The sequence below is a fragment of the Gammaproteobacteria bacterium genome, assembly GCA_034522055.1.
Classification (GTDB): domain Bacteria; phylum Pseudomonadota; class Gammaproteobacteria; order JAABTG01; family JAABTG01; genus JAABTG01.
Window position 1 is genome coordinate 1,118,434 of the sequence record JAXHLS010000006.1, and the last position, 22,162, is coordinate 1,140,595.

The 22,162-nt window shown below is 63.4% G+C and carries 20 protein-coding genes; 11 read left to right on the forward strand and 9 right to left on the reverse strand.

The features are described 5' to 3' along the window. Positions 1-28 precede the first annotated feature (28 nt). Entirely contained in the window at positions 29-1,993 is a 1,965-nt protein-coding gene (locus U5S82_23925) for an ATP-binding protein (protein ID MDZ7754615.1), read from the forward strand. Between the two features lie 109 nt (positions 1,994-2,102). Here the strand turns inward: U5S82_23925 and U5S82_23930 are convergent, their stop codons facing one another. Beyond that, positions 2,103-2,555 (reverse strand): CBS domain-containing protein, encoded by a 453-nt coding sequence (locus U5S82_23930; protein ID MDZ7754616.1) that lies wholly within the window; start codon positions 2,553-2,555, stop codon positions 2,103-2,105. A gap of 189 nt (positions 2,556-2,744) precedes the next feature. On the opposite strand from U5S82_23930, the gene U5S82_23935 reads away from it, so the two are divergent. The 5 genes from U5S82_23935 to U5S82_23955 all read left to right on the forward strand — a co-directional run bounded on the left by U5S82_23935 (position 2,745) and on the right by U5S82_23955 (position 7,148). Next, positions 2,745-3,458: a VWA domain-containing protein gene (locus tag U5S82_23935; protein MDZ7754617.1), complete on the forward strand. Its 714-nt coding sequence runs from the start codon at positions 2,745-2,747 to the stop codon at positions 3,456-3,458. Between the two features lies 1 nt (position 3,459). Next, positions 3,460-4,233 carry a molecular chaperone DnaJ gene (locus tag U5S82_23940; protein ID MDZ7754618.1) on the forward strand — a complete coding sequence of 258 codons (774 nt, stop codon included), beginning with the start codon at positions 3,460-3,462 and terminating at the stop codon, positions 4,231-4,233. Between the two features lie 378 nt (positions 4,234-4,611). Next, the gene (locus U5S82_23945; protein MDZ7754619.1) at positions 4,612-4,854 is read left to right on the forward strand and encodes a hypothetical protein; all 243 of its coding nucleotides are present in this window, start codon (positions 4,612-4,614) and stop codon (positions 4,852-4,854) included. A 51-nt stretch (positions 4,855-4,905) separates the two neighbouring features. Beyond that, positions 4,906-5,961 carry a DUF2333 family protein gene (locus tag U5S82_23950; protein MDZ7754620.1) on the forward strand — a complete coding sequence of 352 codons (1,056 nt, stop codon included), beginning with the start codon at positions 4,906-4,908 and terminating at the stop codon, positions 5,959-5,961. Positions 5,962-6,659: 698 nt separating this feature from the next. Continuing rightward, entirely contained in the window at positions 6,660-7,148 is a 489-nt protein-coding gene (locus U5S82_23955) for a hypothetical protein (protein MDZ7754621.1), read from the forward strand. Between the two features lie 921 nt (positions 7,149-8,069). Here U5S82_23955 and U5S82_23960 read toward each other — a convergent pair. Beyond that, entirely contained in the window at positions 8,070-8,618 is a 549-nt protein-coding gene (locus U5S82_23960; protein ID MDZ7754622.1) for an SEC-C metal-binding domain-containing protein, read from the reverse strand. A gap of 177 nt (positions 8,619-8,795) precedes the next feature. On the opposite strand from U5S82_23960, the gene U5S82_23965 reads away from it, so the two are divergent. From U5S82_23965 to U5S82_23980, 4 genes are all read left to right on the forward strand, one after another. Next, positions 8,796-9,140 carry a hypothetical protein gene (locus tag U5S82_23965; protein MDZ7754623.1) on the forward strand — a complete coding sequence of 115 codons (345 nt, stop codon included), beginning with the start codon at positions 8,796-8,798 and terminating at the stop codon, positions 9,138-9,140. A gap of 93 nt (positions 9,141-9,233) precedes the next feature. Next, positions 9,234-10,712 carry a DDE-type integrase/transposase/recombinase gene (locus U5S82_23970; protein MDZ7754624.1) on the forward strand — a complete coding sequence of 493 codons (1,479 nt, stop codon included), beginning with the start codon at positions 9,234-9,236 and terminating at the stop codon, positions 10,710-10,712. Then, positions 10,709-11,554: an ATP-binding protein gene (locus U5S82_23975; protein ID MDZ7754625.1), complete on the forward strand. Its 846-nt coding sequence runs from the start codon at positions 10,709-10,711 to the stop codon at positions 11,552-11,554. The genes U5S82_23970 and U5S82_23975 overlap by 4 nt, the downstream gene beginning before the upstream one ends. 90 nt (positions 11,555-11,644) lie before the next feature. Continuing rightward, positions 11,645-11,842 carry a hypothetical protein gene (locus U5S82_23980; protein ID MDZ7754626.1) on the forward strand — a complete coding sequence of 66 codons (198 nt, stop codon included), beginning with the start codon at positions 11,645-11,647 and terminating at the stop codon, positions 11,840-11,842. Positions 11,843-12,058: 216 nt separating this feature from the next. Here U5S82_23980 and U5S82_23985 read toward each other — a convergent pair whose 3' ends face one another. Then, entirely contained in the window at positions 12,059-13,693 is a 1,635-nt protein-coding gene (locus tag U5S82_23985) for an MraY family glycosyltransferase (protein ID MDZ7754627.1), read from the reverse strand. A 60-nt stretch (positions 13,694-13,753) separates the two neighbouring features. Continuing rightward, positions 13,754-15,346 (reverse strand): VPLPA-CTERM-specific exosortase XrtD, encoded by a 1,593-nt coding sequence (xrtD, locus tag U5S82_23990; protein ID MDZ7754628.1) that lies wholly within the window; start codon positions 15,344-15,346, stop codon positions 13,754-13,756. A 652-nt stretch (positions 15,347-15,998) separates the two neighbouring features. Here xrtD and U5S82_23995 point away from each other — a divergent pair. Next, complete coding sequence (locus tag U5S82_23995) at positions 15,999-16,700, forward strand: DUF502 domain-containing protein (protein MDZ7754629.1); 702 nt, start codon at positions 15,999-16,001, stop codon at positions 16,698-16,700. Positions 16,701-17,152: 452 nt separating this feature from the next. Here U5S82_23995 and ltrA (U5S82_24000) read toward each other — a convergent pair whose 3' ends face one another. From ltrA (U5S82_24000) to ltrA (U5S82_24020), 5 genes are all read right to left on the reverse strand, one after another. Then, the gene (gene ltrA / locus U5S82_24000; protein MDZ7754630.1) at positions 17,153-18,466 is read right to left on the reverse strand and encodes a group II intron reverse transcriptase/maturase; all 1,314 of its coding nucleotides are present in this window, start codon (positions 18,464-18,466) and stop codon (positions 17,153-17,155) included. An 841-nt stretch (positions 18,467-19,307) separates the two neighbouring features. Then, a complete protein-coding gene (locus U5S82_24005) occupies positions 19,308-19,526 on the reverse strand; it encodes a prevent-host-death protein (GenBank protein ID MDZ7754631.1) in 219 nt (72 codons plus the stop codon). Positions 19,527-19,572: 46 nt separating this feature from the next. Continuing rightward, the gene (locus U5S82_24010; GenBank protein MDZ7754632.1) at positions 19,573-19,863 is read right to left on the reverse strand and encodes a type II toxin-antitoxin system RelE/ParE family toxin; all 291 of its coding nucleotides are present in this window, start codon (positions 19,861-19,863) and stop codon (positions 19,573-19,575) included. A gap of 15 nt (positions 19,864-19,878) precedes the next feature. Then, positions 19,879-20,142 carry a type II toxin-antitoxin system Phd/YefM family antitoxin gene (locus U5S82_24015; GenBank protein ID MDZ7754633.1) on the reverse strand — a complete coding sequence of 88 codons (264 nt, stop codon included), beginning with the start codon at positions 20,140-20,142 and terminating at the stop codon, positions 19,879-19,881. A 618-nt stretch (positions 20,143-20,760) separates the two neighbouring features. Then, on the reverse strand, positions 20,761-22,074 hold the full coding sequence (gene ltrA / locus U5S82_24020; GenBank protein MDZ7754634.1) for a group II intron reverse transcriptase/maturase: 1,314 nt from the start codon (positions 22,072-22,074) through the stop codon (positions 20,761-20,763). Positions 22,075-22,162 lie beyond the last annotated feature (88 nt).

Below are 22,162 nucleotides of genomic sequence, written 5' to 3' on the forward strand. Positions count from 1 at the left end.
TGTTATTCCAGCTTAATGGACCCGTGACTTGATCCCATTCCTCAACAGCCTGCGCTTCCAGATCGTCGCGGTATTGCTGCTGCTGGTGATGCTGTGCGGCCTGCTCGCCCTGCTGGCCCTTAAGCACATCGCCCAGCACCGCGATGACAACGCCGCGTTGCAACTGGCCGGCCGGCTCGAGACGGCGGCCCACCAGCTCGCCTTCCAGGGCATGAACTACAAGGAAAACGCGCCCCGGGACTACGCTACCTACTACCGGGACGTGCGCCTCTATTACCAGGACCTCATGGCCCAGGTACGGGCCTTCGACACCATCATGGCGGGCTTCGGCGCCGGGCGGCTGTCGCCCGAACTCACGGGCCTCGAACATCCGGTCATGCCCATGTTGGACGATCGGGGCCAGGACGCCCTCGAGCGCCTGGCGGAGGTGTGGCAACGTTACCGCTCCGGCCTCAAGGAAAAACTCGGCGATGACCCCGACGAGCCGCGCCTGGAATGGGCCTCGGAGTTCATCATCGACCACCGCGAGGAGCTGGATGCCGCCACCACCGCCATGGTGTCGGAGACCCAGCGGGTGGTGGGGGAGCGTCTCGAACGCATCAATCAGGCCAACCGTATCGGGCTGGTGGCCATGGTCGCCATTACCCTGGTCACCATCCTGTGGTTCGTGTTGCGGGTCATGCGCCCCCTGCGCATCGCCCTGAGGGGCTTCCGGCAGGTGGCGCGGGGGGACTTCGGCCATCAGATCAGAGTGGGCGGCGTCACCGAGCTGCGGGAGATGACGGACGCCTTCAACCGTCTCTCCGCCCGTCTCCATCGCCTGTTCCGCCTCATCGACTGCATCCAGCAGGGCAGCGACCTCACCGAGACCCTGTTGTTCGTGCGCGAGGAGTTCAGCCCCCTGCTGCCCCTGGATTGGGTGGGGGCGCTGTTCAGCACCCGCGACGGCACCGGCCTCAGCCTGGACCAGGAGTGCGACCGTAGCGTGGCGCCCCGTCACCTGCGACGCACCTTCCCCCTGCAGGACCCCGTGCTGGTGCGCGCCCTCGAGACGTCAGAGACGGTCCACGTGGACGACATCGCCCGCGCCGTCGCCGCGGAAGACACCCCGTCGCCGTTTCTGGACTATCTGGCCGGCATGGGCCTCGGCAGCGCCATCATCCTGCCCTTCACGGACCAGGACACCCTGCGCGGCATGCTGGTGTTCGCCACCCGCCAGCCCTCCGCCTATACGCCGGCCCACCTGGAACTCCTGGGCAACGTGGGCCAGCTCATCACCCATTCCTTCGGCAAGACCGTCAAGCTGGCGGAGCAGACCCGCCTGGCCGCCATCGGCGAGTTCACCTCCGGTATCGTCCACGAGGTCCGCAACCCCCTGGCCACCATCTCCATGGCCCTGCAGTATTTCCAGAACGTCGAACTGCCCGACAAGGCGCGCAAGCGCGCCGACCTCGCCGCCCAGGAGACCCGCCGGGTGGAACGCCTGCTGGAGGAGATCCTGCTCTATTCCAAGCCCGTCGCCCTGCACCTGGACACTATCCCCCTGCCGGCCAAGGTGCAGGACTTCCTGGACACCTACCGGGGCCTCGCAGAGGAGAAGGGTCAGACGTTCGAACTCTCGAGTGAAGCGGTGGAAATCCAGGGCGACTGGAACCGCCTCACCCAGGTGTTGCTCAACCTCGCGAGGAATGCCGTGGAGGCCGCCCCTCCCGGCACCCCCATCCGCTGGACCATCACCCGGGCCCCGGATTCCCTCTACGTGGCCTTGAGCGTCCACAACCTCGGCGACCCCATCCCCGCCACCAATCTGGAGCGCCTGACGGACCCGTTCTTCACCACCAAGCCCGGCGGCACCGGCCTCGGCCTCGGCATCGTCAAGCGCCTGGTGGAGGCCCACGGCGGAGAACTGCGGATCACCTCGAACACCGACCAAGGCACCACCGTCACCCTGCTCCTGCCTGCCGCAGAGCCCACCCCACGCCTGTCGGGCTGAAGCCCGACCTATACCTGTCGGGCTGAAGCCCGACCTACACGTACCCCCCGCTCGTTCCCGCGGCACGGATGTCGGGATCCATCCCGACATCCCGGCCCCATGGCGAGCCTCAATCCGCGCGGATTTCCGCTTCCCGCCGGCCCTCGCGCCGGATGAGCTTGGACAGGTCCGACAGCTCGCCGGCCAGGAACTCCAGCAGATCGTCCATGCTGAGCACGCCCGCGAGGTAATGGTCCACGTCGTCCACGACGGGCAGGCGCCGCACCCCCATGGCCCGCATGCGCAGGATGGTCTCCCAGATGCCATCGGATTCCCGGGCGATGAGCAGCTCGGGGCTGGTGAGGTCCCCCACCACCCCATCCAGGGGCAGGTCCTTGGCCAGTACCTCCACCACCAGGTCGCGATCCGTCACCACGCCGAGGGGCTTCGCCTTGTCCTCCTCGCCTTCCACGATGATGAGGCAGCCCACGTGATGCCTGCGCATGAGCTTGCTCGCCTCGGCGATGGATGTCTCCATCCCCGTCGTCACCACATCGCGGTTGCAGATTTCCCCTACGGACATTTCACTCCCCCTGGACGTTTGCAGAATGTTGATCGGGCGGGCCCGATGCTGAATGCGGCGTGCATTCTACTGTTTTGCCCCCCCACCCACCATACGGGTGGGTAACATCGATGCCAAAGGAACCCTGCCGCCGGGGCCGCGGTCCCTGATACCATTGAGCAATACTCTCCGGAACCCCGTAAAGCGATCATGTCCGGCAACAAACACGGCTCCCTCGAGCCCCGCGCATCCAACGCCGAGGTGGATGCCTTCCTCGACCAGGTGGCGTCCATGCCCAAACCCGCGGCGGCGGGCAAGACAGGCCGCCTCGTCTTCGCCATGGACGCCACCGCGAGCCGGGAACCAGCGTGGGATCGCGCCACCCACATCCAGGCCGAGATGTTCCAGGCGGCGGGGGCGGCCGGCAGCCTGCGGATCCAATTGTGCTGGTACCGGGGCTTCATGGAATTCCACGCCAGCCCCTGGAGCCATGACGCCGCGGCCCTGCTGAAGGAGATTACCCGGGTCCGCTGCGCGGCCGGCCAGACCCAGATCGGGCGCGTCCTCAAACACACCATCGACGAAGCCCGCACGGGCCGCATCAATGCCCTGGTGTTCGTGGGCGACTGCATGGAAGAGGACCCCGCCGCCCTGGAAAGCCTGGCCGGCGAACTCGCCCTCCTCGGCATACCCGCCTTCATGTTCCAGGACGGGCACGACCCCCGGGCGGAGCCGGTGTTCCGTGCCGTGGCCCGCCTCACCCGCGGCGCCTACTGTCGCCTGGATGCCGGCAGCGCGGAGCAGCTGAAGGAACTGCTGCGCGCCGTAGCCGCCTATGCCGCCGGCGGCATCCCGGCGCTCGAGCGCCTGGCCCGCAACGGCGGGCGGGTGGTCAGGGAACTCACCCACCAGATGAAACGCTGACATGCTGGGGCGCCTCATCATCCTCATCGCCGTGGGCGTGGGCGTCTACCTGCTGCTGCGCTGGTTCGCCCGCACGCCGCCCCACAAAGTGGCCCGTGGCATGCGTCAGGGGCTCATCTACGGGGGCATCGGCCTGCTCGTGGTGCTGGCCGCCACCGGCCGGCTGCACTGGATCTTCGTGGCCCTGGGCGCCATGGTGCCGCTGGTGCAACGGGGTTTCATGCTGGTGCGTTTTTTGCCCCTGGTACAGCAGGTACTGCGCATGGTGGGGATTTCCGTCCCGGGAGTGGCGGGCGCCGGCGGCGGTAGCAACCCGGGAGGCCGGGTCTCCACCATTCGCACGCGCTTTCTCACCATGACCCTCGAGCACGCCAGCGGTGAGATGGACGGCGAGATCATCGACGGCCCCCACCAGGGTACCCGCCTGTCACAGTTGCCCCTCGAGACCCTGGTGGAGTTGGTGGGGGAATACCGGCGCCAGGATCAGCAATCCGCCGCCGTGCTGGAGGCCTACCTGGACCGCCACCACGGCCAGGAGTGGCGCGAGGACAGCGGCCACGAGAAGCGCGCCGGCGCGGGTGGCCAAGGGGACGGCGGTGGCCCCATGAGCCACGAAGAGGCCCTCGCCATCCTCGGCCTCCAGGCCGGCGCCGACAACAAGGCCATCCGCGAAGCGCACCGGCGCCTGATGCAGAAACTCCACCCCGACCGCGGCGGCAGCGACTGGCTCGCCTCCCGCATCAACCTCGCGAAGGACACCCTGCTCGGAAACTGAGGGCGGCGTGGAGCCCGGGCGCTCTCGCGCCGGCAGGGACGTCGCGAGTTGGGTTCTCGCGGATGACATGTTATAAAAACGTCAAACGAGTTCACCGCGGCCCCTGATCGGGAAGATCACGGTACCGCAGGGGGACGGGCAGGACCCGGGGCAACGCGCACCGCGCCGCTCCACTCTAAACTAGAATAATTTAATGTGAAAGTCGCGAAGCACGAACCCCCCTCTCCCTCTGGGAGAGGGGTGGGGTGAGGGAACTCTCATGGCGATATGCGCTCCTCTTGCATCATCTTGGGCGGCGCGTATCGCCATGAGAGTTATCGGCGTACGGTCCGTCGGATGACGATGTCGGCCCGACGCAGTCCGGGGAGTAGTAGTGCAATGAAGATCTTTGACTGGCTCAAGTCGGGGCTGGTGGCCATCGGCCGGGCCAGCGAATTTTTCACCCTGCGGGATTTCTATGTGGGCCTGCCCCTGCCGGCGCGCGTGATCTTCTGGGTACCCACCCTCATTTTCATGATGCTGTTGACGGAAGTGGTGGGTGACATCATACCCGTCCTGATCTTTCTCGCCGTCTTCATCCACTTCAATCGCTACCTGCTGCGACAGCTCAGGCAGAAATAGGCACCCCATGGCCAAGCGGAATCGGGGCACTCACATGGAAGGAGCAATGGCGTGGCACTGAAGTTCCTTACCCAAGAGGGGCGAGAAGAGATGCGCACTCGCTGGCAGGAGCGGCTGTCCAACCGCAAGGGCAAGTCCCGGCTGGCGCTGTGGTCCCTCGGCGGCATACTGGCAGCCTACACCCTCATCTGCACGGTGCTGGGCGTGTGGTGGAGCATCGAGCCGGACACCTTCGCCCCCCGCGGCACCGCCCTGCACCATGCCCAGACCCGGGGACATCAGGATGCCGTGGGTTACACCACCACGTTCACACTGATGAGGATGGGGGAGACGCTGCTGGAAAAATCCGGCGGCTTCATCACCAACGACGTCATGCCCCCCGGTGCGTTCCTGGATAACATCGGCAACTGGGAGTTCGGCGTCCTCACCCAGATCCGCGACATGAGCCGCGCCATGCGCCTGGACTTCAGCCGTTCCCAGAGCCAGTCCGCCGAGGACCTGGACCTCGCCAAGGCCGAGAGCATGTTCTTCTCCGATACCACCCACTGGGTCCTGCCCGCCGCCGAGGATGAGTACGGCGTGGGCATCAGGCATCTGAACAGCTATCTGGAACGTCTCGGCGGCAAGGGCGAGCCCCCCGCCTATTTCTATCCCCGTGCCGACAACCTGCGCGACTGGCTGGTGGGCGTGGCCAACCGCCTCGGCAGCATCTCCCAGCGCCTCAGTGCCAGCGTGGGCAAGCGGGCACTGTTCAGCGACGCAGAACCCGAAGGTCAAGCCGGGCCCGACATGACCTTCGTCAAGACCCCTTGGAACAAGATCGACGACGTCTTCTTCGAGGCCCGCGGCCACTGCTGGGCTCTCATCCATCTCCTGGAAGCCGTGGACCACGACTTCCGTGACGTACTGGAAAATAAGAACGCACGGGTCAGCCTGCAGCAGGTGATACGCGAGCTGGAGCCCACCACCCGCACCGTCTGGAGCCCCATCATCCTCAACGCCGACGGCTTCGGCGTGTTCGCCAACCACTCCCTGGTGATGGCCTCCTACATCTCCCGCGCCAACGCCGCCATCACCGACCTGCGGCTGCTGCTGGAGCAGGGCTGACGCAAACAGCTTTCCATTTTCCCCAGTCCAGTTCGACCCGTAACGCCCTCGGCTTGCACCAACTCAAGGCGCAAATGGACGCCTGCGTTCAACTGTGAAGCAGCGCACCGTGGGAACAGCATTCCGGTCGCCCATAGCCCGGCCAGCGGCCTTCCCCGACCCCGCCGCAGGTGTCGGTATTTCTTACATCGGGGATATTCCCATGCGCCCGGCTAAGCATCTGTTTAATAGATAGATAATCCGCCGCCGTGGCGAAAACGGCCTGCCCCTGACCTTTTATCCGCCTCCCGGCTGTCGGGAATTCTTACAATTCTTCCGCAAGGATAAATTCAAGGGATTGATTTCAATAGAGTGGCGCGACTCTTGCAATAACTTACCCGGTCGGGTGCCGAAAGGGGGTTGATACCAATTTGGCGGGCGAGAGGCTCGGTCCCGGTAAGTCCTTTCAGGTTCGAAATGAACAGGGCGCTTATGCGAGAAATGCATAGTCGGTCACATTACGGATGTGACATCGAAGACATCTTGGTAGACACTGGGGGCCAAAGAGGCAGAAGGGACTGCCCACCACACGCAAGTAATCAGCACGTAAGCGGGCACAGAAGGGCTAGCTGGACACCCGGCGACTCCTTCCCATGGCTTGAAAGGCAGGAAATTGATTTGCAGTTCGAGACGAATCTCAACACTTGGGAGCGATTAGCATGATTAAAGATCTGAATTTTAAGAAGGCCTCGATGAGGAAGCTAATCATCGGAGCCGCATTAGCACTACCGTTGCTGGGCTTTTCTTCGGCACAGGCGGCGACCGTAGAGTTTGAAACGGTCAGCTTCCTCTCGTCTGAGAGCAACATATTCAACGACACCTTTACCGTGTCTGCAGACGGCGTGTACACCGCCACGCTGACCGACTTTGAGTTCCCCACGGAATTCAATCTGCTGATCATGTCCGTGGCCAGTGCCACCGAATCGAAGGTCCAGTTGTTTGCGCCTGGCCAGTCGAACTTCAGTGCAGAGGCCGGCACCACATATTTCATCAACGTAGCGGGTGATCCCGGCAACTTTGGTTCCCTGAACCTCGGTCAGTTTGGTGCCGAGATCGCGGCAGTGCCGGTTCCGGCCGCGGTCTGGCTGCTGGGCTCCGCGTTGGTGGGCCTGGTTTCGGTCAGCCGGGCCCGTGCCCACCACGCCTGAGCCGAATCGCTCAACAACGTGATCGACGAAGCCCCGCCCCGGCGGGGCTTTTTTCGTTGATGAGGAAAGACCCTGGACACGGAAAGCAGGCTGTCGGGCTGAAGCCCGACCTACAAACACCCCCACCGTCCGTTTCCGGGGCACGTATGTAGGTCGGGATTCATCCCGACATCCGGCCCCATAGATATGCCCACCGACCGTTCCAGCAGCACGAATGTAAGTCGGGATTCATCCCGACATCCAACCCCATAGATATGCCCACCGACCGTTCCAGCAGCACGAATGTAGGTCGGGATTCATCCCGACATCCGACCCCATAGATATGCCCACCGACCGTTCCAGCAGCACGAATGTAGGTCGGGATTCATCCCGACATCCAACCCCATAGATATGCCCACCGACCGTTCCAGCAGCACGAATGTAGGTCGGGATTCATCCCGACATTCAGTCTGTAGGTCGGTTGCTCTCGGCAACCGACATCCGCGCCCGCAAAGCGCGGAGTTTCCGTCGGCTGCCAAGAGCAGGCGACCTACGCCTCTGTCCTTCTCCCCCGGGGCAATGGGAAAGGGGAAAGGGGAAAGGGGAAAAGATTACCACCCGTGCGTTCGCTCTGCTGACGCCGAAACGGTGGCTCCGCTGCGCCTTTTCAAACTGCTACTCCACCGAAAGACGCGAAAGAACAAAGAGATGACGGTGGAAGCGCCACCTGTGGAGCGGCGCCCCGCCGCGAAGGGGCCGGAAAATCGCGACGAGGGCGTCGCTCCACAGGGGTAATCGAAGCCCCCGGCCTTCTTCCCTTTCGCGCCTTTCGCGACTTTCGTAGTTACCGCTTTGAGTCTAAACATACTGCATGATGTTTTTGCCGCGTACTTTAATCACATTCGCTGAGGGTTCAGGTTCTCAGCCCCTCATGTAAACCGCTCAGTTCGTATCCTTGCTAGCGTTTTTCAGACGCTCAATGTCCGCATAGAACGGCTGTCGGCTCTCAGGGTCGAAGTCCTCTGGATGCGCATCCATCCAGTCGATGGTGCGCTGGCAATACTCGATGGCCAGATCGGTCTCGCCGCGTGCCTCGCAGACCATGGCTTTTCGCATGAGCCAGTCGTGCACTTCAGGGTATTCGGTGCGCAATTGCTCGCACACGGAATCCGCCTCATCGAGCCTTCCCGCATTGACAAGGGTGATAACGCTGTTGGATAACCGGTCGAGTTCCATGTCGTCGAAGAGGTCATCGTGTTGCAGGGTGAGCAGGTCACTGTGATCTGATGTCGCCGGTGTGGTGGTGGGTGGGATGCTGCGGTCCTGCTCCCAGCAGCAGCGCTTGTATTTCTTGCCACTGCCGCAAGGGCAGGGCTGATTTCTTCCTATCTTTGCCATCGCTGTCTCCTCATCCACAATGGCTTGACCCCCAATCTCGGAGAGCGCGCCATGGGCGATGAACTGTTTGCCGATCCACGATTGTACGACCACTTGCTTCGGCTTGACCGCGATTTATGTGAGCGGGCACGACGCGCAGGCTGCCCTCAGTGTGCCGGCGTCCTGCACAGTGCCACCTATCAGCGCAAGCCACGCGGGATTCCACCGGGCTCTACCGATGCATTGCACACCCGTCGCCTGAGCTTGTGCTGCGCCCGTTGCCGCCAGCGGGTGACACCGCCTTCGGTGCGTTTCCTCGGACGCCGGGTATACACCGGCGCTGTGCTGGTACTGGCCTGCGTACGCACACTCACCGCTGCGCGGATTCGCGAGCTGCAGGCGCTGTTGGGGGTAGACCGGCGTACGCTGCGGCGCTGGTGCCGTTGGTGGCGTGAGTCCCTGGTGCGCTCGCCCTGGTGGCGTGCAGCGCGGACGCGCTTCCTGCCGCCGCTTGAGGACCAGCAACTGCCGGGTGCCCTGCTTGCGCGCTTCGAGGAACCGGATCCGCTGCGCAGGATGGCCGAGGTGTTGGCATTTCTCGCGCCGCTGTCCGTCGCCGCCGGGCACGTTGGCTGAGGGGGATCGCGCACCCGCAGAAGTTGCACCTTCCATAACCTGTGCCAAGGCACTTAGCCTCACAAGACGGACCGATGACGAGGCGATGTACCGATGGGCGACGACAACAGATTGAGCGCGCACGAACGCTGGGCACGGCTGCGCTTCGCCGTGATCGGTTCGCTATTGGCGGCACCGCCAGAGAGCGGTGAGCTGCACACAGCCATTACGGCGCTGGCCGCCAGGACCTGGCGTCATCCGGTCACTGGCGAGGCGGTACGCTTCGGGTTCTCCACCATAGAGCGCTGGTACTACCTGGCGCTTCGTGCCGGCGCTGACCCAGTCCGTGCGCTGCGTTCACGCCGACGCGCCGATGCGGGACGTCACCGCCGCCTGAGTGACCTGCTGCGCACCGAGCTGCATGCGCTCTACCAAGCGCATTCGGGCTGGAGCGTGCAGCTGCATGTCGATAACCTTGCAGTTCTGGCTGCCAAGGATCCGTCTCTTGGCGCGATGCCCTCGTATGCCACCGTGCGGCGGTATCTACAGGCGAACGGCATGCGCAAGCGCAGCGGGCGCGTGCGGCGCGATACCCCCGGTACTGAAGCCGCCGAGCGCCACCTGGCCACGCGCGAGGTGCGCAGCTATGAACTCGCCCACGTCAATGCGTTATGGCACGCCGACTTCCACGTCGGCTCGCGTCGTGTCGTCGACACGCGCGGGCGCTGGCAAACGGTACAGATGCTCGGCATTCTCGATGACTGCTCAAGGATCTGTTGTCACGCCCAGTGGTATCTCACCGAGGACGCCGAACGCTTCGTGCACGGCCTGTCGCAGGCGCTGCAGAAGCGCGGCCTGCCCCGTGCCCTGCTGACCGACAACGGCAGTGCCGAGACCGCGACCGAGGTCACCGAGGGCCTGGCGCGCCTGGGGATCGTGCATGAGACGACATTGCCGTACTCGGCCTACCAGAATGCCAAGCAGGAGAACTGGTGGTCGGTCGTTGAGGGTCGCCTGCTCGCCATGCTCGAGGGCGTCGAGCAGCTGACACTGGAGAGTCTCAACCGCGCAACACTCGCCTGGGTCGAGGGCGAGTATCAGCGTCGCCGCCACCACGAGCTCGGCTGCGCGCCCATTGAGCGCTATCGGCAGGGCCCCGACGTTGCCCGCGAGTGCCCCGATGCCGAGATGCTACGCCGCAGCTTCCGCGCACAGACCACGCGTGTCCAGCGTCGCTCCGATGGCACCTGCACCGTACTGGGCACCCGCTTCGAGGTGCCCTCGCGGTTCCGCCACCTCCACCGGTTGCAGCTGCGCTACGCACGCTGGGATCTTGCGAGTATTGATCTGCTCGATCCCCACACCGAACAGCCCGTCGCCGTGCTCTATCCACTCGACAAGCAGCGTAATGCCGAGCATGGACGACGGGCCCTCGCGCCGGTGGATGACAGCACGTCGGTCGATGCCCTGCCGGCCAACGCTAACACGCGCGCCGGTATGGCGCCGTTGCTTGACCAACTCATGGCCGAGTATGCCGCCACCGGCATACCGCCGGCCTATCTGCCCTTCGATCCCGAGGATACTGACCCATGAACAAATCCCTGCTCGCACTCTACGGCCTCAAGTGGAATCCATTCTCGCCGGAACTGCCCACCGAGGCATTGATGGCAACGCCTGCGCTGGAAGACTTCGCCTGGCGTATTGAGCACACCCATGTCCGCGAAGGCGGCTTTGCCCTCATTACCGGCGCGCCCGGCACCGGCAAGAGCGTCGCATTGCGCATCCTCGCCGCCCGCCTCGGGCGCCTGCCCGACCTGACCATCGCCGCGTTGACCCATCCGAGTGCCAACCTCGCGGACTTCTACCGCGAGCTGGGAGACCTGTTCGGCGTCGATCTCAAGCCGCACAATCGCTGGATGGGCTTCAAGGGGCTGCGCACCCACTGGTTGGCGCATCTCGACGCCTCACTTATGCGCCCCGTGCTGCTGATCGATGAAGCCCAGGAGATCGCGCCTGTGGTACTGAATGAGTTGCGCTTGCTCGCCTCGTCCCAGTTCGACTCACGCACCTTGCTGAGCGTGGTCCTCGCCGGCGATCAACGCCTGACCGACCTGCTCCGGCGTGACGATCTGCTCCCGCTCGGCTCGCGCATCCGGGCCCGCCTGGCGCTTGAGCACGCCTCACGCGACCATCTCCTCGCCTGTCTGGAGCATCTTTGCACAAGCGCCGGCAACCCCGGTCTGTTCAGCGAACAGCTGGCACAGGCGCTGGCCGATCATGCCATGGGCAACTACCGTGTGCTGACCAATATGGCCGCCGAAATCCTCGCCCATGCCAGCCGCCACGAACTCACCCAGCTCGATGAAAAGCTCTTCTTCGATGTCTTCCACACCGAGCGCAAGCCATCACCGCGGCGCGCTCGCAGCGCTGCCTGAGCACTGGCGCCGAACCCGACCGCTGGCCGTCCACAAATCCTACGCACCTGACGCAGGCCAACCCAGCCTCACGACCCAGGAGACCACATCATGAGCATGAAAGTCTTGCGGCTGTACACGCACTGGCAGGCGGAAGACGCCTACAGTGTGCTCACCTTCATCGACGAGCTGCGCGAGCAGATCATCAATGAATATGGCGAGGAGATCGTGCAGATGCTGCAAGAGGCCCGTGCCGTCGGCGAAGAACAGCAGCTGGAACTGCCATTCGCTGACGTCGCACAGTTCTGATCGAGAAACCTGCGTGCAGGATCAGTGAGGAATGAACGCGGGCAGGAAACCCTCACGAAAAGTGAAAATGGTACCCTCGAAGACTGTGCTTACACTCACCGCTTTTTTTTTAATAACCCTGACCTTCTCCCTTTTCGCGTGATTTCGCGTCTTTCGCGGTTACGCTTTTTGTAGGTCGGGAACCATCCCGATATCCAGACACGAGACCGCGTGGGTTCAGGCCAGCAACCCCCGATAGGCCAGGATCCCCAGGGCCGTGACCGTCGCTGCACTGAGAATGTTCCAGTTACTGCGCGAGCGATGAAGGACCAGTTCGCAGCCGTACAACAGGATGATCGACTTCACCAGCACATCACTGATGATGCGTTTCTCCGGATTGCCGCTGAGGGCCAGGGCGAACATCACGGTGGCGAAGACGATGAGGTAATCCATGGGCGATGTATTGAAGTTCAAATCCTCCACGCAGCGCACACTCAAGGCCACGAGCAGCGCTATCAGGCCGTAAACGATGATTTCCCAGTAGCCGTTCAGGCCGAGGAACGCCGGTGTATAGTTCGACCACAGATAGGCCACGAATACCCCCGTGGAGTAGATGACGGCTCGGGCGGACACCGGCTTTTCCTGCTTGCGGTAGAGGAAGGTCAGCACCATGACCGCGAACAGGGCCAGGGACATGAGCCCGAAGTCCCGCGGCACCTCGGAGACGAAGGCGCCGGTGAGCACGAACACCAGGGCGATGACGATGCCCGCAAGGGTGACGGGCATGCGGGTACAGAAGGCGCTGGTGGCAGCCCAGTTGATGACCTTGTCGAACCTGCGGGTGGCACCGCCTTTGCGATTGGCGTGCCAGCCCACCCGCCGGGCATACAGCAGAACGGCGAACAGCAGGCCGTGGGCCAGCAGGTACAGCCCGATGATGAGCCAGTCCCAGGAATAGCACAGGAATACTCCGAAGAGCACCAGGAAGGCCTGGAAGGAATAGATGACCACCACCGACTGGTAATGGCTGAAGCCGAGATCCAACAACCGGTGATGGACATGGTTCTTGGAGGCCTTGAACCAGTTCATGCCGTGGTAGATGCGCTGGCCCAGCACCGTGATGATGTCCACCACCGGCAGTCCCAGCAGCAGCGCCGGGATGGCGGGACTGAGGGCAGGATTAGTCTGCTGGGTCAGCAACACCACCATGAAACCAAGGGTGAAGCCCAGGAACTGGCTGCCCGAATCCCCCATGAACAGATGCGCCGGATGGGTGTTGTAGCGCAGGAACCCCAGCACCCCGCCCACCACCGCAGCGCCGATAAAGACGATGGGGCCACCGTTGGCCTGATAGCCCAGCAACAGGATGGCGATGAGGGACAGCAGGGCCTCGCCACCCGCCAGGCCGTCCAGGCCATCCGAGTGGTTGAGGGCATTGATGACCCCGATGATGGCCACCACGGTGAAGGGCTTGCCGAACCATGCCGGCACCGGTTCGAGCCCCATGAAAGGGAACTGCGCCACCCACAGGTCGCCGTAGTAGACCACCGGGATGACCGCCAGGAACTGGCCCAGGAACTTCGGGTAATGGCCCACCTCCCGGGAGTCGTCCCAGGTGCCGAAGGCCAACAGCACCACGGCCCCGAACAGGTAGCTCTGGATCAGCGGATCCCCCAGGGGCAGCCAGATGAAGAGCGGCACCAGGGCGCCCAGCACGATGCCCCACCCCCCCACCCGCGCCATCGGCACTTGATGCACCTTGCGGGCACTGGGGCGGTCCACCAGCCCCAGTTGAGGAGCCAATCTGAGCATGACAGGGATCACCATCATGCTGATGGCGAGCGCGGTGATGGTGACGAGGATGACGACCATGTCCGTCTCCAGACCGGGGAGTGACTCTAAAAAACGGGTAGTGTAGCTGGACTAGCCGCTTCAGTCCGGGACGTAGTCGTCTATTCTGCCGGGCAGATGGCCGGCGAACTCCATCAGCCGTTGGTCTGCACGTGACCAGTCCTCGCCCGGCTCCAGCAAGGTGGTCAATCGTATGAGGGCACCATCGGTGCGGTTACGCGTGAGGGCATCCCAGAACAAGAACCACTTGACGAGGTATTCGCTGGTGAGGCGGCGGTCACGCTGCTTGAACCAGTAGTACACCAGCTGCTTGTACTCTCCCTTCTCGATCTGCAGGCGGTTCACTTCCAGGGGTTTGCCATCGACACGGACGTTCTCCAGGCGTTGCCGCTTGAGGTCGCTGATCTCCCAGCCACCGCCGGGGATGCAGGAACGTGGCGAGTGAGCCGCCGCCCCCGAGCGCTGGGACGGATAGTAGGCGACATAGAAGTTCACCCACTCGGATCCCTTGCGGTAATCGGCGATGATGTAGTCCGGGTGGTCCAGGGCCTCGAGATAGATGTCCTCCAGGGTATCGCGCCGCCCCTCCCATTCCCCCAGGGTCATGGCGAACCCGTCGAGTTCGGCGCGCTCGGGTATGATCTCGGAGCGCTCCTCCAGGAACAGGGAGCCCGCCGCCGTCGCTAACACCAGTGCCACCCCCACACCGAAGGGCCGGGACAGCCGCCGCGGCAGCGCGGACCCACCCTCGGCCGGCGCCTCCGGAATATCCAGGCCGAAGACCTCCCGGAACGGACGTTTCTCCCCCGACAACCGCATCAGCACCAGCATCTCCAGCAACAGGATGCCGACGCAGGCCATGAAGATGATCCAGCCCTCGAACATGTGCAGAAAGCCTTCCGCGTGCTCGATGCCGAAGTTGTCCACCAGCACACCGATGACGCCGATGCGGAAGCTGTTCATGAGCACGGTGATGGGCATGGTGGACAGGAACACCACCGCGCGCTGCCACAGCGGGGCATTGAACATGTAGGCGGCGAGGAAACCGAAGCTCATGAGGGGGAACAGATAACGCAGGCCGTCGCAGGCCTCCACCACCTGCAGCTTGTATACGCCCAGGTCGATGACGTTGCCTTCCAGGAACACGCTGATGCCGAACAGCCGGATGACCAGCACCCCGAGTTCCGAGGAGATGAGCTGCAAGTGCTGGGACAGATTGTTATAAAGGAAGGGCGGCAGCGGCACCATGAAGATGAGGAAGGCGATGGGGATCCACAGGAACCTCATGGCCCGGGTCCCGGCAACGGCCCATGCCAACCCGAACAACACCACCACGAAGGCGTAGTGCTCGATGACGTACAGGGTGCCGAGGTCGCCCATGACATACATCACCAGGCCGAACAACAACACCGCGGCGCCGAGCCAGGAGCCCGTCAGCTCGGTGCGGGCCAGGTCATAACGGTTCTGCCAGATCAGGAACAGGCTGATGAAGGGAATCAGGTAACCGTGGCTGTATTCCTCACGGTTGCTCCACAGGCGTTCCAGTTCCACCAGCGGATCGGCAAACAGCAGGGCCAACCCCGCCACCGCCACCGCCAGCGCGATGAGGACCCCCGCGGAAACACCCGACCTCGGCGATCCACCGTTACCCACGCCACCGTTCGCCGTCGCCATCGCCGTCATCGTTTCCGCCACCGCCCACCACCTCTGATTGCCATTTCTGTATTCAACCGCAAGCCTTTGCGTCCTGATATCGACCGGATATTACCCCACGCGTTCCCCGCAGAGGAATCCCGTTCCGGGCAAAACACATACTAATAGCGCAAGAAATGTGACAGCCGCCATCATGGCGTCCCATCGGGCGTCGTCCCATACGCCGGCCCAACATCCCCTCATCCTGTCCTTCTCCCCAAGGGAGAAGGGACCTTCCAATGACGTCGAAGCGCGCAGCAACGTAGGGTGGGTCAAGCGCACCGGACCCACCAGCCCGCCTCGTTATCGGGATGTAGGTCGGGATTCATCCCGACATCCCGGCCGGCATACTGCCGGCGATTACCTGGCACCGGCCGCAACCTCTAGAATGGGCTACGCCGCCGGCCCGCTATCCCTCCCAGGGGCCTTAACGTGAAAGTCGCGAAGCACGATCTCCCCCTCTCCCCCTGGGAGATGGATGGGGTGAGGGAACGAACATGGCGATACGCGCTCCTCTTTCATCATCTTGGGCGGCGCTTATCGCCATGAGAGTTAACGCGGCTGACATTTGCGACATGATAGAGAGATCCCATTCCCCGAACTTCAATCCGGTTTACCATGGCAGGCCATTCCCATGTATTTGAAACGCTATCTGCTCAGCGGTGTCATCACGGTCATTCCCCTGTGGGTGACCTGGGTGGTGTTCAACTTCGTGTTCAACCAACTCAGCAAGTTCGGCACCCCGTGGGTCCGGGCCCTGTCCCGCAATATCCAGGAGGATAGCCCGGCCCTGGCGCGCTGGCTCCTCGCGCCCTGGCTCCAGGATGTGCTTGCCGCGTTCCTCACGCTGATCGCGCTCTATCTCCTCGGCTGGGCGGTGACCCGGGTAGTAGGGCGGCGCGCCTTTACCCTCATGGAAGATACCCTCGGACGACTGCCCCTGGTGACCCGGGTCTACGGCGCAGCGAAGAAGTTGGTCACCGTCCTCCAGCAGGAGCCGGAAGGCGTGCGGCGTGTGGTGTTGATACCCTTCCCGACCCCGGAGATGAAAACCGTGGGCTTCGTGACCCGCACCCTCAAGGATGCCACCACCGGCGAGGAACTGGCCGCCGTATATGTGCCGACCACACCGAACCCCACCTCCGGCTACCTGGAGATCGTCCCGGTGCGGGTCCTTGTGGCCACGGACTGGAGCGCCGAGACGGCCATGAACTTCATCATCTCCGGCGGCGCCGTGGCGCCCCCCCATATCCATTACCATCAACCGCACATGCAGGCATCCCACGAGGATGGCTCATCGCATCACGGTACAACGCCGGACAAAGGCGCGCCATGATTGAGACGTCACCCGAGAAGAACCCCACCTATAGGCCTTACCTGTCGGGCTGAAGCCCGACCTACAACACCCCCCCACCACCTGTTCCTTCGGCACGGACAAGGTCGGGATTCATCCCGACATCTGTCACATGCTCCCGCCCAGCATCCCCTCATCCTGTCCTTCTCCCCAAGGGAGAAGGGACCTTCCCATGACGCCAAAGCGCGCAGCAACGTAGGGTGGGTCAAGCGCAGCGGACCCGCCGGCTGCCGGCTCAGCTCCGGTAATCCCCCTGGTGCTCTAGGAACCACTCATAGGTGGCCCGTACCCCCCACCGATCAATCGGCCAGAGGGCTGGCCTCCTACACCGCGAATCAAACCCACCCGATAGGGGTCGGGAAGGAGTGACCCTCCCCGCCCTCCGAACCGTGCATGCGGTTCTCCCGCACACGGCTCTCCAGTCGGTGGTTACCTCATCGGGATTGGCTCGCCAACGTCCGGGCTTCGGTCATGGTGAAAAGCCCAGCCGCAGCGAAGAACGCGTTCGGCCAGCGGAGATGGTCGGACTGACAATGACCCGCTCCCGGGCACTTCTGCTGCTTGCGCAACAGCGCCCGTAATCGACGTCGGACAAAACCGTCCACGCGAGGAAAGGTCCACGGGTGCGCGTGCTGGAAATACACGAACCAGCCACGCAGCATCGGGTTCAGGTCGGCCACAATCCGCGCCAGCGAATCCCCACGACTGCGCCGGGTTTTGGCCCGGATCCGGTCGTAAAGGGCCTTGCGGCTCTTCTTGCGTACCCACCGCCGTCCCGCTTCAAACCGGTACCCGAGAAACTCAAAGCCTTCCCCGGGCTGCCGGCAATCCCCCACACGGGTCTTCTCCGGGTGCAGTTGCAGACCATTGGCCTCCACCCAGTGCCGCAACTCCTGCAGCGCCTCCTGGGCTTCGTCCGGACTGGCACACAGGATCACGAGGTCGTCAGCATACCGAACCATCCGATAGCCGCGCTGGGTCATGTGTACATCCAGCCCGTGCAGGTACAGATTCGCGAGTAACGGACTGATCACCGCCCCTTGGGGCGAGCCCCGGGTCGGCGTCCAGCGCGCTATCTCCGCCGCCACGTCCTGGCGCAACCAGGCGCGCAGCAGGTCGAGGATCCGACCATCGCTGATCCGGTCCTCGACCCGGGCCATCAACGCTTCGTGCGGGATGGTGTCGAAGTACTGGGCCAGGTCGGCATCCACCACATGGGTGTAGCCCTCCCGAACCAGCCCATCCACTTCCCGCAGCGCATCCTTGCACCCGCGACCCGGGCGAAACCCGTAACTCATCGGCAAAAACTGGTGCTCGAAAATCGGCTCGAGCACCCGCTTCATCGCCGCCTGCACAATCCGGTCCTTCACCGTCGGAATGCCCAGGGGACGCGTCCCTGTCCCCTTCGGAATCTCCACCCGACGCACCGCATCCGGTCGGTACCGTCCAATTCCCAGCGCCTCTCCCAGCTCCGCCAGATACCGCTCGGCCTGGGCCTCAAAACGCTGCACACTCTGGCCATCCACCCCCGCTGAACCCCGGTTGGCCCGCACATCCTGCCACGCCCGTTCCAGGGTCTGGGGGCGATGCACCTTGTCGATCAGACTGAACCACTTCGTCCCTTGGACGCCGTTACCCAGCGCCGCCAACATGCGCTCCGTCCAGATCGTGCGGTCCACCCACGGCCATTCCACCGGGTTGGACGAGTCTGGCTTAGCCTCTTGCGAGACACTCTCGACCCTTTGCATACGCGCTCACCTCCTCCAGACTTCACCCATCCACCTTCCTGCCTCCCTTCCCTCGGCGCGATTTCTGTTCTTCGCGCTTTCCCGGCACCACCCACGGTTTTAGGCGGAGGACGCCCTCCAGCTCTTGGGTCCGCGTTTCCGCAGCACCTCGCCATGACCGCAGCAGAACCGTTCAGTACTACGAAGGCTCTGACTCCTGCCCACCGTCACCACGGCGGTCAGGTCTCCCCGCTTCTCTCGCATTTCCTTCCCAGCGTTCCGTCTCCAACCACGGAGGGGACCCGAATGTCGCTTTCCACGCCAATCCCAGCGCATCCGATGATTTTCAGGCTTCACCTTCTCCTAGCGGGCTCGCCGTCCCGTACCGCCGAATCGAGTTCGTCATCCTACGGACCGCCAGTTCGCCTCCGGTTGCTCTCCACCCCGCCTCGCGACGACGCAGTTACCTTCGACTACGGGGCCTTGGCTTACCCCGACACGGACTCTCACCGTGCAGAAAATGCGCCTCCACGGACGCACTAGGAGCCGAGCCCCCTCGGCGATTAACCCTCGACGATCGCGCCCCCCCACCGACCAATCGGCCAGAGGGCTGGCCTCCTACACCGCAAATCGAACCCACCCTATGAGCGGATTGGGCCGGGGTGAGGGGAAAAGCCACCCCCTCACTCGTGATAATTAAACGCCCCATACCCCGCCTTTTTCACCAGCGCACCCCGCTTGGCCAGTTGCAGGTCGTCTTCCATCATCTCCGTCACCATCGCCTCCAAGATGAGGCGCAACGTCCACCCCAGCTTCTACCGCGCCTGGTCGGCCGCTCTTGGGGGACACGGACGTGTTTCTCTCACCCCTCTCTGGAAGCTCTAACCCCGTCGACAATATTTTGGGTACTGGCAGACGTCTCGACGCCCGCCACATCGAAGGGGGATACGCGTCTCGCGATTTTCGCCTTGAGCGAAAATACCGATCCGTCTTTCCTGCGTATCTCGACCTCCTCACTCTGAGCAAGCTTCAGGAGCTTGGAGAGATTCTGCCTCGCTTCCGAATAGGTGAACACCTTCATGGGCTCTCACTCCATCGTCTCGATGCCCAAAGCATCGGCTACCTTTTCAGCCCTCTTTCTGCTTACGGATTCGCCGGTAGGTTTCCTCGTAGATGTTGCGGCGCGGACCGACGGAGACGATGTCGACGTTACCGTCGTTCGCCAGCCGATAGACAATGCGCAGGCGGCCGAGACGATAGCTGCGCAGTCCCGCAAGCTCCTCCTTAAGGGGCTTGCCGGCGCACGGATCGTCGAGCACGGTCTGCAAAGCCCTTCGCACCTTGCGCTTGATATCCGGATGAAGGCCGCGTACCCGCCGCGCCACCTCTTCCGGCACCCTCAGCCTGCGCGCCTCCATGCCCGGGCTGCCTTCTCAGTCCTCTAAGAGTTCTTCCAGGGTATACAGCGAGGCTTCGCCCTTGCGCAAGGCCGCCAGCCCCTCCCGGATCTCGGCCATGCCTTCGTCGTCCAGGCGTATGGCCAGGGTCTCCCGCCAGCTCTCGAACTCGTCCGGGCTTACAAGGACAGCGGCGGGCAGGCCGTTGCGGGTGATGATAACCTCCTCGTCTGTGGCATTGAGGTCGTCGATGAGAGCGCTCAGCTTCATCTTCGCTTCAGAGAGGGAAAGGGTCTTCATAGTCTGAATTCTGGTTGACCTGAATAACGGGCACTATAGGACCGGGCGCCATAACCGGCAAGCCCTGGCCCCCTCGGCCACACGGCAAATTTGTTCTCACCCTGCCACCCGAGCCGAACCGAGTGAGTTGGCGGTCAGGCGCAGGTAGTCGAAGACCCTTCGAGAGCTGGAGGCGAGTTGGCGCATCATTTGCGCGATCGACTGGCGGGGTTTCTGGAACGACTTCAAGATCCCCACCGCGAAACGGCGCAGGCGCGTGACGTTCTCCGGGCCGTAGCCGGTGCGTATGCGGCTGCGATCCTCGTCGTAATTCCAGCTCGTAGGTTGGGGTGAGGAACGAACCCCAACATGACCAGAGCACTAATGTAGGTCGGGATTCATCCCGACATTTCCGCCCCGACCCCCGTCGGCTGCCAAGAGCAGCCGACCTACAGCCCTGGTTTTCTGTGTCCCTGGTTTTCGACGATCGCGCGCCCCCACCGACCAATCGGCCAGAGGGCTGGCCTCCTACATCGCAAATCGAACCCACCCGATAGGGGTCGGGAAGGAGTGACCCTCCCCGCCCTCCGAACCGTGCATACGGTTCTCCCGCACACGGCTCTCCAGTCGGTGGTTACCTCATCGGGATTGGCTCGCCAACGTCCGGGCTTCGGTCATGGTGAAAAGCCCAGCCGCAGCGAAGAACGCGTTCGGCCAGCGGAGATGGTCGGACTGACAATGACCCGCTCCCGGGCGCTTCTGCTGCTTGCGCAACAGCGCCCGTAATCGACGTCGGACAAAACCGTCCACGCGAGGAAAGGTCCACGGGTGCGCGTGCTGGAAATACACGAACCAGCCACGCAGCATCGGGTTCAGGTCGGCCACAATCCGCGCCAGCGAATCCCCACGACTGCGCCGGGTTTTGGCCCGGATCCGGTCGTAAAGGGCCTTGCGGCTCTTCTTGCGTACCCACCGCCGTCCCGCTTCAAACCGGTACCCGAGAAACTCAAAGCCTTCCCCGGGCTGCCGGCAATCCCCCACACGGGTCTTCTCCGGGTGCAGTTGCAGACCATTGGCCTCCACCCAGTGCCGCAACTCCTGCAGCGCCTCCTGGGCTTCGTCCGGACTGGCACACAGGATCACGAGGTCGTCAGCATACCGAACCATCCGATAGCCGCGCTGGGTCATGTGTACATCCAGCCCGTGCAGGTACAGATTCGCGAGTAACGGACTGATCACCGCCCCTTGGGGCGAGCCCCGGGTCGGCGTCCAGCGCGCTATCTCCGCCACCACGTCCTGGCGCAACCAGGCGCGCAGCAGGTCGAGGATCCGACCATCGCTGATCCGGTCCTCGACCCGGGCCATCAACGCTTCGTGCGGGATGGTGTCGAAGTACTGGGCCAGGTCGGCATCCACCACATGGGTGTAGCCCTCCCGAACCAGCCCATCCACTTCCCGCAGCGCATCCTTGCACCCGCGACCCGGGCGAAACCCGTAACTCATCGGCAAAAACTGGTGCTCGAAAATCGGCTCGAGCACCCGCTTCATCGCCGCCTGCACAATCCGGTCCTTCACCGTCGGAATGCCCAGGGGACGCGTCCCTGTCCCCTTCGGAATCTCCACCCGACGCACCGCATCCGGTCGGTACCGTCCAATTCCCAGCGCCTCTCCCAACTCCGCCAGATACCGCTCGGCATGGGCCTCAAAACGCTGCACACTCTGGCCATCCACCCCCGCTGAACCCCGGTTGGCCCGCACATCCTGCCACGCCCGTTCCAGGGTCTGGGGGCGATGCACCTTGTCGATCAGACTGAACCACTTCGTCCCTTGGACGCCGTTACCCAGCGCCGCCAACATGCGCTCCGTCCAGATCGTGCGGTCCACCCACGGCCATTCCACCGGGTTGGACGAGTCTGGCTTAGCCTCTTGCGAGACACTCTCGACCCTTTGCATACGCGCTCACCTCCTCCAGACTTCACCCATCCACCTTCCTGCCTCCCTTCCCTCGGCGCGATTTCTGTTCTTCGCGCTTTCCCGGCAC

Coding starts and splice junctions, on each gene's coding strand:
- ltrA (MDZ7754634.1), bottom strand. CDS start 22,074: ATGCAAAGGGTCGAGAGTGTCTCGCAAGAGGCTAAGCCAGACTCGTCC.
- U5S82_23955 (MDZ7754621.1), top strand. CDS start 6,660: ATGATTAAAGATCTGAATTTTAAGAAGGCCTCGATGAGGAAGCTAATC.
- U5S82_23930 (MDZ7754616.1), bottom strand. CDS start 2,555: ATGTCCGTAGGGGAAATCTGCAACCGCGATGTGGTGACGACGGGGATG.
- ltrA (MDZ7754630.1), bottom strand. CDS start 18,466: ATGCAAAGGGTCGAGAGTGTCTCGCAAGAGGCTAAGCCAGACTCGTCC.
- U5S82_24010 (MDZ7754632.1), bottom strand. CDS start 19,863: ATGGAGGCGCGCAGGCTGAGGGTGCCGGAAGAGGTGGCGCGGCGGGTA.
- U5S82_23945 (MDZ7754619.1), top strand. CDS start 4,612: ATGAAGATCTTTGACTGGCTCAAGTCGGGGCTGGTGGCCATCGGCCGG.
- U5S82_24005 (MDZ7754631.1), bottom strand. CDS start 19,526: ATGAAGGTGTTCACCTATTCGGAAGCGAGGCAGAATCTCTCCAAGCTC.
- xrtD (MDZ7754628.1), bottom strand. CDS start 15,346: ATGGCGACGGCGAACGGTGGCGTGGGTAACGGTGGATCGCCGAGGTCG.
- U5S82_24015 (MDZ7754633.1), bottom strand. CDS start 20,142: ATGAAGACCCTTTCCCTCTCTGAAGCGAAGATGAAGCTGAGCGCTCTC.
- U5S82_23975 (MDZ7754625.1), top strand. CDS start 10,709: ATGAACAAATCCCTGCTCGCACTCTACGGCCTCAAGTGGAATCCATTC.
- U5S82_23970 (MDZ7754624.1), top strand. CDS start 9,234: ATGGGCGACGACAACAGATTGAGCGCGCACGAACGCTGGGCACGGCTG.
- U5S82_23935 (MDZ7754617.1), top strand. CDS start 2,745: ATGTCCGGCAACAAACACGGCTCCCTCGAGCCCCGCGCATCCAACGCC.
- U5S82_23940 (MDZ7754618.1), top strand. CDS start 3,460: ATGCTGGGGCGCCTCATCATCCTCATCGCCGTGGGCGTGGGCGTCTAC.
- U5S82_23995 (MDZ7754629.1), top strand. CDS start 15,999: ATGTATTTGAAACGCTATCTGCTCAGCGGTGTCATCACGGTCATTCCC.
- U5S82_23985 (MDZ7754627.1), bottom strand. CDS start 13,693: ATGGTCGTCATCCTCGTCACCATCACCGCGCTCGCCATCAGCATGATG.
- U5S82_23980 (MDZ7754626.1), top strand. CDS start 11,645: ATGAGCATGAAAGTCTTGCGGCTGTACACGCACTGGCAGGCGGAAGAC.